The 13309-nt window shown below is 50.5% G+C and carries 8 protein-coding genes; 5 read left to right on the forward strand and 3 right to left on the reverse strand.

Annotated elements, in window-relative coordinates:
• Positions 1-118: 118 nt before the first annotated feature.
• Both ACWJ62_RS06120 and ACWJ62_RS06125 read left to right on the forward strand, forming a co-directional pair.
• Positions 119-1480 carry an MmgE/PrpD family protein gene (locus tag ACWJ62_RS06120; protein WP_449285408.1) on the forward strand — a complete coding sequence of 454 codons (1362 nt, stop codon included), beginning with the start codon at positions 119-121 and terminating at the stop codon, positions 1478-1480.
• A 45-nt stretch (positions 1481-1525) separates the two neighbouring features.
• On the forward strand, positions 1526-2866 hold the full coding sequence (locus tag ACWJ62_RS06125; RefSeq protein ID WP_449285409.1) for an MmgE/PrpD family protein: 1341 nt from the start codon (positions 1526-1528) through the stop codon (positions 2864-2866).
• 392 nt (positions 2867-3258) lie between these two features.
• Here the strand turns inward: ACWJ62_RS06125 and ACWJ62_RS06130 are convergent, their stop codons facing one another.
• The gene (locus tag ACWJ62_RS06130; protein WP_449285410.1) at positions 3259-5103 is read right to left on the reverse strand and encodes a methyl-accepting chemotaxis protein; all 1845 of its coding nucleotides are present in this window, start codon (positions 5101-5103) and stop codon (positions 3259-3261) included.
• A 1045-nt stretch (positions 5104-6148) separates the two neighbouring features.
• Here ACWJ62_RS06130 and ACWJ62_RS06135 point away from each other — a divergent pair.
• From ACWJ62_RS06135 to ACWJ62_RS06145, 3 genes are all read left to right on the forward strand, one after another.
• Positions 6149-7246: a DcaP family trimeric outer membrane transporter gene (locus ACWJ62_RS06135; RefSeq protein WP_449285411.1), complete on the forward strand. Its 1098-nt coding sequence runs from the start codon at positions 6149-6151 to the stop codon at positions 7244-7246.
• A gap of 158 nt (positions 7247-7404) precedes the next feature.
• Positions 7405-9054, forward strand: a complete 1650-nt coding sequence (locus tag ACWJ62_RS06140; protein ID WP_449285412.1) for an electron transfer flavoprotein-ubiquinone oxidoreductase — start codon at positions 7405-7407, stop codon at positions 9052-9054.
• Between the two features lie 42 nt (positions 9055-9096).
• Positions 9097-11397 carry an EAL domain-containing protein gene (locus tag ACWJ62_RS06145; RefSeq protein ID WP_449285413.1) on the forward strand — a complete coding sequence of 767 codons (2301 nt, stop codon included), beginning with the start codon at positions 9097-9099 and terminating at the stop codon, positions 11395-11397.
• A 584-nt stretch (positions 11398-11981) separates the two neighbouring features.
• On the opposite strand, the gene ACWJ62_RS06150 is transcribed toward ACWJ62_RS06145, so the two are convergent.
• Together ACWJ62_RS06150 and ACWJ62_RS06155 are read right to left on the reverse strand one after the other, a co-directional pair.
• Positions 11982-12284 carry a monooxygenase gene (locus ACWJ62_RS06150; RefSeq protein WP_148610008.1) on the reverse strand — a complete coding sequence of 101 codons (303 nt, stop codon included), beginning with the start codon at positions 12282-12284 and terminating at the stop codon, positions 11982-11984.
• 71 nt (positions 12285-12355) lie between these two features.
• The gene (locus ACWJ62_RS06155) at positions 12356-13270 is read right to left on the reverse strand and encodes a DMT family transporter (RefSeq protein WP_148610007.1); all 915 of its coding nucleotides are present in this window, start codon (positions 13268-13270) and stop codon (positions 12356-12358) included.
• Positions 13271-13309: the final 39 nt, after the last annotated feature.

The following is a 13309-nucleotide window of genomic DNA, read 5'->3' on the forward strand; positions in this document are numbered from 1 at the left end:
CGACTATTAGGTTTCAATGATGTGAATGTGTATCAGCTATGCCGAAACGGTATAGGCGGGCAATGTCTTGCTGTGATTAACTTCAATCAAAGTACAAGACATTGCGAGGAAAACAGCTATGGATGCGATAGCCTCCTTTACGGATCATGTGGTTAGCCGTTCATACGAAGATCTATCTCCTCAAGCCATATCTGCCGTCAAGGTATTCCTGCTTGATGCACTTGGCGTAGGGGTTTCGGGCATGCATGGCCAATGGGCAGATGAGCTGAGCGAAACGATCCACGGTTGGGGACATAATAACGATAGCAGGGTACTTGGCCGAAGTGACCGGTATCCATGCGCGACTGCAGCATTGGTCAATGCTTTTCAAATCCACAATTCTGAGTTCGACTGTGTACACGAGGGGGCCGTTGTTCATCCTATGGCCTCTATTCTCGGGGCCTCTCTTGCGGTTCTTGACCGTGAGGATGGCGTCTCAGGAAAACGCCTCATTGAAGCTATTGCGTTGGGAACGGACGTTTCTTGCGGGATAGGTATCGCTTCCAATTCACCACTCCGCTTTTTTCGGCCAGGAACCGCAGGTGGCTTCGGGGCTACAGCTGCCATAGCCAAACTGCTTGGGTTTGATAAGGAGACTTTGCTCAACTCTTTTGGCACCTGTTACGGACAGAGTTGCGGGACCATGCAGTCGCATGAAGAGGGCAGCATGTTGTTGGCTCTTCAGATTGGCTTTAATACTCGAAATGCCGTAACTGCCTGTGACCTTGCTGCCCGGGGGCTAGTCGCTCCTCGCAATGTGCTTGAAGGTCGTTTCGGTTTTTTCAACTTGTTCGAAGGAGAATATGATATTGCCCCAGTCATATCTTCTCTGGGGCATAATTGGCAAATTGAGGAAGTGTCGCACAAGCCCTTTCCGACCGGTCGTGCGACACAGGGTGCTATTGAGGCAGCAATCAAGCTCAAACAGCAGTATTCATTCAGTGTTGGAGACATCCAAGCCGTACGGGCTTATGTAACCCCCTTAACTGCAAGATTGGTAGGTCGCAAGTTGATAGCCGGCATGGCTCCCAATTATGCGCGCTTATGTTTGCAATACAGTGTCGCTCGCGCCTTGGTGAAAGGTACATTGGGACCTCGCGACTTTCACCAAGAAGTTCTTGACGATCCAACTGTTGGTGAGTTGGGACAGCGGGTAAATCTGATTGTTGAACCCAATGATGACCCCAATGCTCTTGGCCCCTCTTCAGTTGAGTTACTGATGCGTGATGGACGCAAATTGTTTATGGCGACCGAGGACATGCCCGGCTCTCCTTCTAATCCTTTGACTCGAGACCAACACCTGCAGAAATTCAGGGAAAACCTGGAGTTAACTTCTGCAGCGATTTCTAGAGATGTTGTTGAGCGCGTGATTGCGTTAGTCGACAATCTTGAGCAAGTCGAGGACGCCCGATCGTTGCTCGATCTTCTCTGTCCCGCCTGATTTGCACCGTCAAAGCTCATTCCCAGTTAAAAACGAGATCATGTGATGTCTGAAAAATTAATCTCTGCTCTTTACCAAGATATTAATGAGTTAACTCGTGAAAAGGCCACATATCGTTTGCTGGATTGGCTAGGTTGTGCACTGATTGGCTCAAGAGAAGAATCAGGCCAGGCAATCATTAAATACGCCAAAACACTGCCAGAAGGCTCCGTACCTTGTATCGGTGCAGGCAGAAGAGAGGCTTCTACTGCGGCGTTTGTAAATGGCTCCTTCGGTAACATCCTTGAGATGGACGACTTGCACCGAACATCGATCGTCCATCCCGGTGATACTGTAATTCCGGCTGCGCTGGCAGTCGCACAGCGCGAGTCGAATTCGGCTACTGAACTGCTTGATGCGATCGTAAGAGGCTATGAAGCTGCTATTCGCGTTGGTGAAGCTGCAGGGCCTGACCATTATCGATTCTGGTATAGCACAGCGACATGCGGTGTTTTTGGTGCCGCAGTTGCTGCCGGAAGCCTGATTTCTCTCGACAGTGAAGAAATGGCTGATGCCGTTGGTTTGGCTGGAATGCAGTCCAGTGGGCTTTGGCAATGCCGGCTTGAGAAGGGGTTTGGCAAACAATTAGCTACAGCCAGAGCTTCACAAAGTGGCGTCTTGGCTGCGGATCTGGCAAGCGGAGGGTTTCCCGCACCCCGGCAGATCATTGACGGAAGCCTTGGCTTGTTGGCGGCGACTTCAACGAATCCTCGCTTGGAGGCGCTCGGCGAAAAATGTAGCGAGCGCTGGAAAATCGAAGAGGTCAGTGAGAAGCCCTGGCCAGGGTGTCGTCACACGCATCCAGTCGTTGAGGCTGCACTCCGTTATCGTTCAATACTTTCCTTTGATGATATATCCCGTGTAGAAGTGCATACCTATAAAAGTGCGGTGGACTTTTGTGACGACGTCGGGCCTGACACACCGCACAGGGCTCGATTTAGTCTTCAGCACGCATTTGCCATTGCCTTTGTTAAGGGAGAGCCTGATCTAGGCGACTATGTTGGTGATTCATTGAGTGATATCAATATTGATTCCTTGCGCTCCAAGGTGGGTGTGTTCGAGTCGCCAGCACTCAGTAAAGAGTTTCCCCAACGTTTTGGCTGCCAGCTGGTCCTTTACACAACCGATGGCCGCTGTTTAAAGGAAACGATCGTTTCAGCAAAGGGCGACCCTGAAAACCCGGTTGACGCTCTCGCCAGTCGCAAGAAGTTCAAGCGTTTGGCTGCACATGCCGGGCTAACTGACAAATTGGCTGATGAACTCGAAGACTCGATCCTTTGCTTGAGCTCCAAGGGCGCGCGCACTAAAGCCCTTTTTAGAGGGCTGGAATCGCTGACCAACCTGTAAATAGCCCAGATTCTCTGTGCGATCTGTTTTTCTCCTTGCCTGACCAGTTGACATGGCAACAGGCACATCGTTTTTTAGACGCAATGCACCAATTAACAACATCTGCGGTAATGCTGGTTTCCTTGCGTTCCGGCGAATAGTGAAACGTGGCTAACCTTTGAGGTTATCAGATAGCAATCACGTTGAAGCATCTAGCATGGATCGTCTGCGAAGTTGCTGTCGATGAGCCCGAATATGGTCTCACCCTTCTTAGGCTAACCTGCAAAACATGGGCGGCATTTTTGATATGCCGCGCCGCTCTGGAATCGTACTCGCCCTAGTAGAAGAAACTATAGCTACACAGTTTCTTTTTATACATAACACCCACTATTCTGCCAAATCACTAAAAATCATTAACATCGAAATTCATTTGTTAACTTCAATAAGTTATCTGCATGGGCAAGTACATCATTCGAGTAACTTCCAACTCCCCTGCTTCTATCTGAACTTTCAGAGACATTTTTAAGTACTGCATTCATGCTTTCCGCAATTGCCTGGGCAGTTGAAGCAATTTCTTCGATGCTGACTGCTTGTTGCTGATTTCGATCACTGACTTGACCAAAAAGGTCTCTGATCTGATCCATTTCGCCTATAGCTTTACCTCCACTGTCACGGCTAGCACTAACTTGGCTTTGTCCATCCTCCATCGAGCACAGTATTTTTTGCATCTGCTGCTTCATATCCAAAATAATTGCATCAATATTTGTTGTTGCAGCAACTGTTTTTTCTGCAAGCGCTCGTACCTCATCAGCCACAACTGAGAACCCCCTGCCAGCCTCACCTGCTCGTGCTGCCTCTATCGCGGCATTAAGCGCTAAGAGGTTAGTTTGCTCTGCGAGTCCATTGATTATTCCAGTTACATTGTCCACTCGCGTTGAGGCGCTATTAAGTTGGTCAAGTTCACGATGAATGTTCTCAAACAAATTGGATAGCTGCTCCAATAAGCCCAGGGCATCTGTTATGACAAGGCCACCATTTTCAGTAGCTATAAGAGCCTCTACTGATAATTGATTTGTCTCTTCGGATGCCTTTGCCATACCAGCCACGGTATAGCTAATCTCTTCAATTGATGCTGCTACTGTGGTGGTTTCGCTCTCGACTTGCTCGCTCTGCTGAACCTGCATCTTCATTGTGTCGTTCAGCTTAGACGACATATGGAGCAATTGACCGCTACTCCCCTTTACACTGTTCAGTACGCTGCCAAGTGCCGCCGTTAGATGGTTAACGGCAGAACCCAGTCGATCGAACTCATCCTGTGCTCCGTCACGAACGGGCATCTTCAAAGATAGATCTCCGGCAGCGATCTGTTCCAAGGAATCCAACGTTGCACTTAGGGAGTGTGTCGAGCGACGCCAAGTGATCAACAGGAGCAACATGCAAACACCGGTTACCAAGGCTCCAGTGATAAGTATTGTCATCCTGGCGGCAGCGCTAGTTTCGTCGGCGCCTTTTCGGGCATCGGCCAGCCCTCCCAATACCCTTTCCAGGCTTCTCTCCACTTGGGCGGTCAGTGTCTTCAACGTTCTATCGTTTTGTTTTTCGAGCAACTGGTGTTGCGAGATCATGCTCGCTAGTTGCTGAGCTTCTTCATCAAGCGGGCCCACATACTGCTCAAACTCTTCCAAGAAGTCCCTGATTTCCAGATTGCTACGCATATTCGTCATGGCTTCATCATAGAGACTCACGCTTTCCTTCGAGCGCTTTTCAATAAGTTGGTAGACCGCATCAGATAATGTGCGGAGATCCTCTCGCATGAAAGAAAAAGAGTTATTTACAAGCTCATCCAAAGCTTGTGTAACCGCAGCGCGCTGCCCTTCATCATTGCTACTTCCGATTCGGGCTAAGAGGTTCATTCGCTGTACGTACCCTTCAACCCATTCAGAAATAGTAACCTCCAGATCTCCGGCCTCCTCCATCCCTTGAATCCTGAGAACCTCCAGTTCTTCAACCTTCTTCTCATGAAGCCGCTTTAGCCTCTTTAGCCAGTCGTCACCCTCGATAGTGGATGAAACTGCCATATCGGCTTTGATATTGCTTAAACCGATTACCCAGCCTCCAAGAACGTCAACCCTCTCAGCGGCATCCGTCTGACTATTTAAGGCGGATATAGACATATACACGAGAAATGAAAAACCGAAGGTGGTGAGCAAAACAACCAGAAGGAGATTCTGTTTAAAGCCTAGTTTTGGGAGGACCATAAGCTGTTTCTCATTTTTATTCTACAATCAACTAACTATATCGAAGAAAATAGCTGTGCTGTTTGCCTTTTGATGGACAGTAAATAAATATATAAATTTTGATTTAAGAACGCTCCAGGAGCTATCTCTTAGATGATTTTCATCATCCAAGAACCTGATTTGAGCTCATCTTAAATGGTCAAACCTATTCTTCTATTTTCTGCAACGTATGACACCCTCCATGAGCCTTTGCGTATAACGGCCTGGAGAACGCCTAAATTAAAAATTTAACGATAGAAACATTCCTCGACAGCGTTCATCGCACCATAAAAGAAAGCCTCTTAAACAAACCTCATGTTACAGAAAAAAATGTCGACCGAAGCTTAAGAGTCGGCATACCAGCTATACAAAAACGATATGATGAGCCTCCACTATGTCATTCGAGACCTTTCAGTCACTTAGAATCTTGTCAAAGAAATGTCCATGGCCTCATATCTGAGGGTAGTTGTCGCCTGGTAGTTTAAGAGGCCAAGAGCTCTCTATACGACCTCCCCGGAAAGCATCTAATTTACTGTTTTTAATGGCCTTTAAAAAGCCGAAAGGTAAGAATACCGAAAGCTTTTTGGGTGCATCACCCCTAGCAAGCGAGACGCTTTTTTTGATTCAACACATTCATTCCAGCAGAGGGGAGTAACGAGAATTATTCTCGAATTAGAGTCAAGATCACTGCAACGAAAGAAATGGAACCCAGTAATACTGACAAGTACATGTGAGCTTATTTATGTAAGACCTGCTCAGTTGAAGCCAAAGCCCCCTTTTAATGATACCTAGCATTTTTGAGAACTACTTATCCGTTCCCTATCTCAGAAAATCTGTCAGATCAAACTGTCTGAGCGAAACAACCTATAACAAACCTGCATATCAGCTATGTACGTATATGCAATTGTTACCCATTTATTCTGTTGATAGCTTGAATAAGTCGCTTGCCACCAGATTAGGCAAAGCGTGCTGAAGTCTTGGACATGCAATACAAAAAGTATTTCAACAATAATGCGGGAGACAATTTATGGCTAACAAAAAGCAATCAAGAGCAATCCAACTTATAACTACAGCAATTGCAGTCGGCCTAGCCAGTCAGGCAAACGCAATCAACCTCCAGGCTGGCGATGTTGACGCCCGCATATATGGTTACGCTAACCTGACCATGACATATGACCTTGACGATAATCTTGCCGGCCTTGCTCAAGAAGGCTCTTTCACTCGGATTAGTAGCTCAGGTTCCAACGGTCACTTTGGCGCGTCCGCCAACCAGAGCCGCATCGGTATCCTAGTCAACAACCCTGAAGGGGTGAAGGCAAATGTTGAGGGCGATTTCTATGCTGGAACCCTCCGCCTGCGACACGCATATGGTTCATACAACGGCATACTAGCTGGTCAAACATGGTCTAACTTCACCAGCTTCGCTGGCGCGACTCCTGTCATCGATTTCAATGGCGTAGCCGGTAATGCCGGACTGTGGCATCGCGAGCCGCAGATTCGCTACACTACTGGAAACCTTTCCCTGTCGGTGGAGAATCCCCGTAGCCGCCTGGCAAACTCGGAGATTCGTAATAGCTCGCCGGCCCTCACCGCTCGATTCGAATCCAAAACGGATAGTGGCGCTTTCGCCGTAGCGGCCCTGACCAAGCAGAATACTTATGACACCGGTGCCAATGACGATTCCACTCTGGCATTTGCTGCATTCGCTACCGGAAAAATTTTCCTTAGCGATGCTTTCAGCGTTCAGGGTGCCCTGAACTATTCCAACGGTGCCAACCGTTACTTGTACCAGTCCAATGCAGACGATGCATATGTCGCGAACGGCAGCATCGAAAACATCAATGCCTACGGCGGGAACATCGGCGCCAGTCTCAACCTGGGGGGAGGTAGTAGCATCAACCTTGTTGCCGGCATGGTAAAAAATGATTGGGACGATGCTCTTGCTGATGGCGTAGCAACCGGTGGCGAAGCCGAAACAAACCGAAACATCTTACTCAACTATCAATGGATCCCGTTGAAAAACGTCAATATGGGCGTGGAGCTGAGCAACTGGCACTCCGAATATGTTAACGGCACCGATGAAGACGCTAACCGAATTATGTTCGCGACTCGGTACAGCTTTTGAGGAGCAATACCAACACACTGTGTATGCCAGGATCCTGACCTAAGGAATGGGATCGGATTCTAGAAAAGTTTGAATGTCTGAGTTAACTCCACTTGTCACACGTTGTTGTGCCCCTTAGCCCTCTTTATTGAGGGCATTTTTTTATAAGAGCATTGGTAATGAAACGCGAATCGATGGAATTTGATGTTCTGATCGGCGGCGGCCCGGCGGGCCTGTCGGCAGCGTGCCGTGTCATGCAACTGGCACAGGAAGCTGGCGAGGAACTCACCGTATGCGTTGTAGAGAAAGGTTCTGAGATCGGCGCCCACATTCTGGCCGGTACCGTATTCGAGCCCTCTGCCCTCAACGAACTCTTCCCGGACTGGAAAGAGAAAGGCGCCCCGCTCAACACGCCCGTTACCCGGGACGACATTTTCCTGCTGAAGAACCAGGACAGCGCCACCAAGATCCCGAATGCGTTTGTGCCCAAGAACATGCACAACCATGGCAACTACATTATCAGCCTCGGCAACCTGTGCCGCTGGCTCGCCGAACAGGCCGAGCAGCTTGGCGTTGAGGTTTATCCCGGCTTTGCCGCCTCCGAGACCATCGTTGAAGACGGTCAGGTAAAAGGCATTATTACCGGCGATATGGGCGTGGCCCGCGACGGTTTCGAGAAAGACGGCTACATGCCGGGCATGGAACTGCGCGCCAAGTACACCCTGTTTACCGAAGGCTGCCGTGGCCACCTGGGCAAGCGCCTGATCAACGACTTCAAGCTGGATGAAGGCAAGGATCCCCAGCACTACGGCATCGGCATCAAGGAGCTGTGGGACATCGATCCAGCCAAACACGAGCCTGGCCTGGTCGTCCATACCACCGGTTGGCCGCTCAACGAGACCGGCTCCACCGGCGGTTCGTTCCTGTATCACCTGGAGAACGGCCAGGTTTACGTGGGCCTGATCACCGATCTGTCCTACAGCAACCCGCATCTGAGCCCATTTGAAGAGTTTCAGCGCCTGAAGCTGCATCCGGAGATCAAAAAGCACTTGGAAGGTGGCAAGCGGGTGTCCTACGGTGCGCGCGCCATCGCCAAGGGCGGCTACAATGCCCTGCCGAAAATGAGCTTCCCGGGCGGCCTGCTTCTGGGTTGCGACGCCGGCACCCTGAACAGCTCCAAAATCAAGGGTTCCCACACGGCCATGAAGTCCGGCCTGTTGGGCGCCGAGGCGGTGTTCGAGGCTCTTAAGGAAGGTAAGAGCGGCGAGGAAATTACCAGCTTCCAGAAGTGCTTCGAGGATAGCTGGCTGTACAAGGAACTCTACGCCGAGCGTAACTTCGGCCCGGCCATGCACAAGTTCGGCAACGTGGTTGGCGGCGCTATCGCCTTCTTCGAGCAGAACATCCTGCGTGGCAGCATGCCGATCACCTTCCACGATACCACTCCGGACTACGCCACCCTGAAGCCGGCGTCCGAGTGCAAGAAGGTGACCTATCCCAAGCCGGATAACACGCTGACCTTTGACCGCCTATCCTCGGTGTTTATCTCCAACACCAACCACGAGGAAGACCAGCCGGTACACCTGAAGCTGACGGATCCGGAGCTGCCGATTCGTGACAACCTGCCGAAGTACGACGAGCCTGCGCAGCGCTACTGCCCGGCCGGCGTGTACGAAGTGGTCGAGAAAGACGACGGCAGCGGCAAGCGCTTCCAGATCAACGCCCAGAACTGTGTTCACTGCAAGACCTGCGATATCAAGGATCCTGCCCAGAACATCAACTGGGTGACTCCAGAAGGGGGCGGTGGGCCCAACTATCCAAACATGTAGTTCTGAGCCAAAACTACCGAAGTAACAGGACGCAAAACTACCATGAAGGAAGACCAGATCCGAATGCGTATCTTGTTGGTTGAAGATGGCGAAAACGACTTTTTGATTACCCGAGATCTGCTCAATCAACGGGGCGTTATGCACCTGGAACTGGAGTGCGTCAACAACACCTCTGGTGCTGAGGAAGCACTGCGCGCGAGTCGTCACGATCTTGTGTTGGTGGATCACAGGCTGGGTCCGGAGACTGACACTAAACTGTTGCAAAAGCCTCAGAGCGAAGCGCATTACCGAATCGCTTTCGATAGTAATCCACTCGCCATGCTCCTGGTGGATTCTTCCAATGGCCAAGTACTCTCGCTAAATAGATCAGCTCGGGAGCTCTACGGTATACCTGATATAGACAAGTGCCGAATTACATTTGATCAGCTTGTTTTTGAAGAGAAGCAGGCGAATTCTTTGGCCAACGAAGAAGGATTTTTTGCGCGAAAAGGCTGTTCTCTCGGTGTTCATCGACGTAACGATGGAACCGAGCTTTTCGTGGAAGTTCAACGCCAACCTCTTCAGGTTGGCCATCAAGAACTCGATCTGATAATTGTCGTAGATGTAACTGGCCAGCTCGAGCAAAATCGACAACTCAATTTTGTACATAGAGCCATTGAGCACACCTCTGATGGAATCGTTATCTCAGACGCTCGCCAACCAGATATGCCCGTGGTATACGTCAATTCGGCGTTCGAGCGTATTACCGGCTACTCGGCTCAAGAGTGCTTTGGGCGCAATTGCCGTTTTCTACAATTCGGCCGTTGTTCCGTACCTGACAATAGCGACAACGAGGACCTGGCGAGAATTCGGGAGGGACTGCGGTCCGGGCAGAAAATCTCCGGAGTTTTGCGCAATTTCCGCAAAGATGGATCTCCCTTCTGGAACGAACTAATCGTTAGCCCAATCCGAGACAACGAAGGCAACGTCAGCCACTTCATCGGCATCCTTAACGATGTTTCGGAACAGAAGGCAGCAGAGGTCAAAATTGCATACCAAGCCAATCATGACGCTCTGACAGGACTTCCTAATCGATCGTTGCTGGAAGATCGGCTGAAACAGGCGTGCAAAGTAGCAGCGCGATCTGGTCGCAAGGTTGCCGTATTATTTTTCGACCTCGACGGTTTCAAACCAATTAACGACACGCTTGGCTATCAGATTGGCGATCAAGTCCTTACCGAAGTCGCCTTGCGCCTTGAAAGTCGGATCCGCTGCGGCGATACAGTAGCCCGATGTAGCGGAGATGAGTTTATTGTTGTACTTCCGGATCTGGCCCAACCTGATGACGTTCTGGCTATAGTTGAAAAACTTCTTCAAGCAATCGCCGCTCCCTACCATATTCAAAGCCACGTTTTGCGTCTGACTGCCAGTGTTGGCATTGCGATGGACGACGGCAAGACTAGCGATCCCGTGAAACTGGTACTTCAGGCCGACCTTGCCATGGTTCGCGCCAAACACCATGGAAGAAACACTTACCAATGGTTTGCCTCGGATTTGACGGATAAAGCGAATAGAAGGGTCGAGTTGCGAAACGAATTACAACGGACTCTTGAGGAAAATGAGGGCGAACTCGCGGTTTTCTATCAGCCGATCATAGAAGGCGCGACTGGAAGTGTGTCTGGCTCTGAGGCTCTGGTTCGTTGGCATCACCCGTCCCGAGGTTTGGTTCCGCCAGACCAGTTTGTGCCGCTTGCAGAAGATACCGGCCAGATAATCAAGCTTGGGGAGTGGGTATTGTGGCGAGCCTGTTTCGATGCTGTACACCTGCACGGCATCGGCTACCAGAATCACAAAGTCTCGGTAAATGTCTCACCGGTGCAATTGAGGCAGGAGGGCTTTGTGGAACTGGTCAAGAAGGTTCTCCGCCGGACGGGATTAGCCCCCAACCTTTTGGAACTTGAGATCGTCGAATCGGTAGTGATTTACGATACCCATAGGGTTGTGGAGCGACTGCACGAGTTACGTGCTCTGGGGGTAGGAATTGCGATTGACGATTTTGGAACCGGATTTTCTAGCCTAAGCTATCTGAAAATTATGCCTGTCTCCAAGATCAAGATAGACCGTTCTTTTGTAAATGATGTCTTTATCGACCCAACTGATGCGGCAATAACCCAGGGCATTCTTTCGCTGGCTCATCATTTGTCGCTGGACGTCGTCGCGGAAGGAGTAGAAACAGAGGCCCATTCAGCATTCCTTCGCAAGCATAACTGCCAGCTTCTGCAGGGCTACCTCTTTGCCAAACCGATGCCGTTTGAGGATTTGACCTCTTTTCTTTCAAAGCACAATGCAAGCTGCCCACATTGATCGGTCAGACAAAACGTTACAGAGTGCAAGCCCATCCAGATTTGACAAAATCTGGCTCCAGTTGCTGCCGTTTTCGGTGGAGAAACATCATATAGTTGATGTTTTATCAACGGAATTTTTTCCAGTTTCGGACAACGACAACCGGACAAAATTCAGTAAGTTGTATAGGGCTATCTGGGCGAGTAGAGTATTAAATCAAGGGCAAAGGGCAGCGGTCACTTTGGCAGTTTTGCGACAATCATAACCGGACAACTCTGTGCCCAGATTCGGCGTAAATCGTGTAAGCATCGGTATTAAAAGGGGTTTCCAGAAGGTGCAACTTGAAACGCAACCGTTTGAACCGCCTCAAATTAAATCGATTAACCCCTCCTTAAAACACCATAGAAGAGTGCCCTCCGGAGGCAAAGGTCATAGGTTCGAATCCTATCGGGCGCGCCATATTATTTAAAAAGCCCACCTAGTGTGGGCTTTTTTATGGAACGCTTGCCAACAAATAGCAGATGCAGGATTTGCCTTGCTAAACAGGCGTAGCGAGACCTTGGCGGATCTCACAGCAGCTTGCCACGTACCCCGGCCAGCCTGATTCAAACCGGACCGTGATCAATCGCAGACAACCGCTCGTTCACCTGAAACACTTTACCATTCACTTTCGGCACACCGAATTCCTTCAGCCGGGCCGTGTGCTTTTCCAGATACGCCCTTGCACTGCTTTCATCTTCGAAGAGATAGACGCCGCCTGCCTCGCGGGTGTCGCGGTTTTCTGTCCATATTTTCCAGAGGAACCCCGGCTCCCTAGCAATAGACTCGGCAAGCTCAGCCATCGCACTTGCCATCTCATCGCCAAACGGGCCGTCGTAAGGAAAATCCACCTGAAGCAGAGTTCTCATCGTCTATGTCCTCCTGAGCTCATCGAAGCATCATCATCGCTGTAACCCACATTAATGCAAGCGGGCATCATTTACTGTTCCGGAAGCCAGTTTCCGGATGTTGTCTCAGCTGCCGGACGCCGGTTCAGCAGCAACGCCTGCGCAATGCCCGCCAGAATGATGAGGGCGCAACCGGCCAGCTGGAGGCTATTCAGGCTCTGGTCAAACAGTACCCAGGCAAGCGCAACAACGGTAATGGGTTCCAGATAAGCCAGGGTGCCGAACGTGGCCGCGGGCAGGGACCTCAGGGCAACCACGGCCAGCAGGATGGCCAGGAAACCCGGCAGAACACCGGCAGCAATCAACCACCCCCACTGCGTCCCTGAAATGGCTTCGCCTTCCAGCAGCATCAGAGGCAACATGCACAAAGCACCCGCGAGCATCTGGTAACCACTGCGACTGAAAACATGAACACGGTCATCAATGGAGCGATTGGCTAACATAAACGCCGAGTAACAGACCATGGCGCAGAACGCATAGGCCAAACCGATAGCTTCCTCTGCCCGCCCACTCAGGTTGAAGTTGAACTCCATCATCATGGCGAAGCCCAGCAGCGCGAATCCCACCAATCCAACACTGGCCGAGGTGAGGCGCTCCCCGAGAAAGAAATGAGCCGCCACGGACGCCGTCACCGGTGCCAGATAAAGCACCATAACGGCGTTCGCCATATTGGTGTAATCCATCGCCAGGATGTAAAACATCACGAAACCGGCCAGGAAAGCACCTGTTACCAATACCTTCGTACCGGGCCACATAAAGATTTTGCTGTGTTGCCTGGTTGCCAGCAGATAAACCGCCACCAAAACGGCCCCAATGAAGAGCCGATAGAAGGTAACCGCCTCGGCCCCCACACCCGCATAGACCGAAATGGCACCGATCGTTCCCATAAAAATGGCCGAGAACGCTGCGGACGCTATAAAGACACCAGACCCCGATACTGAATTCATACTACCTCTCTTGTGAAGGGCTTCGAGCTTGTCAGTTCG

It is taken from the genome of Marinobacter sp. PE14 (assembly GCF_053566155.1).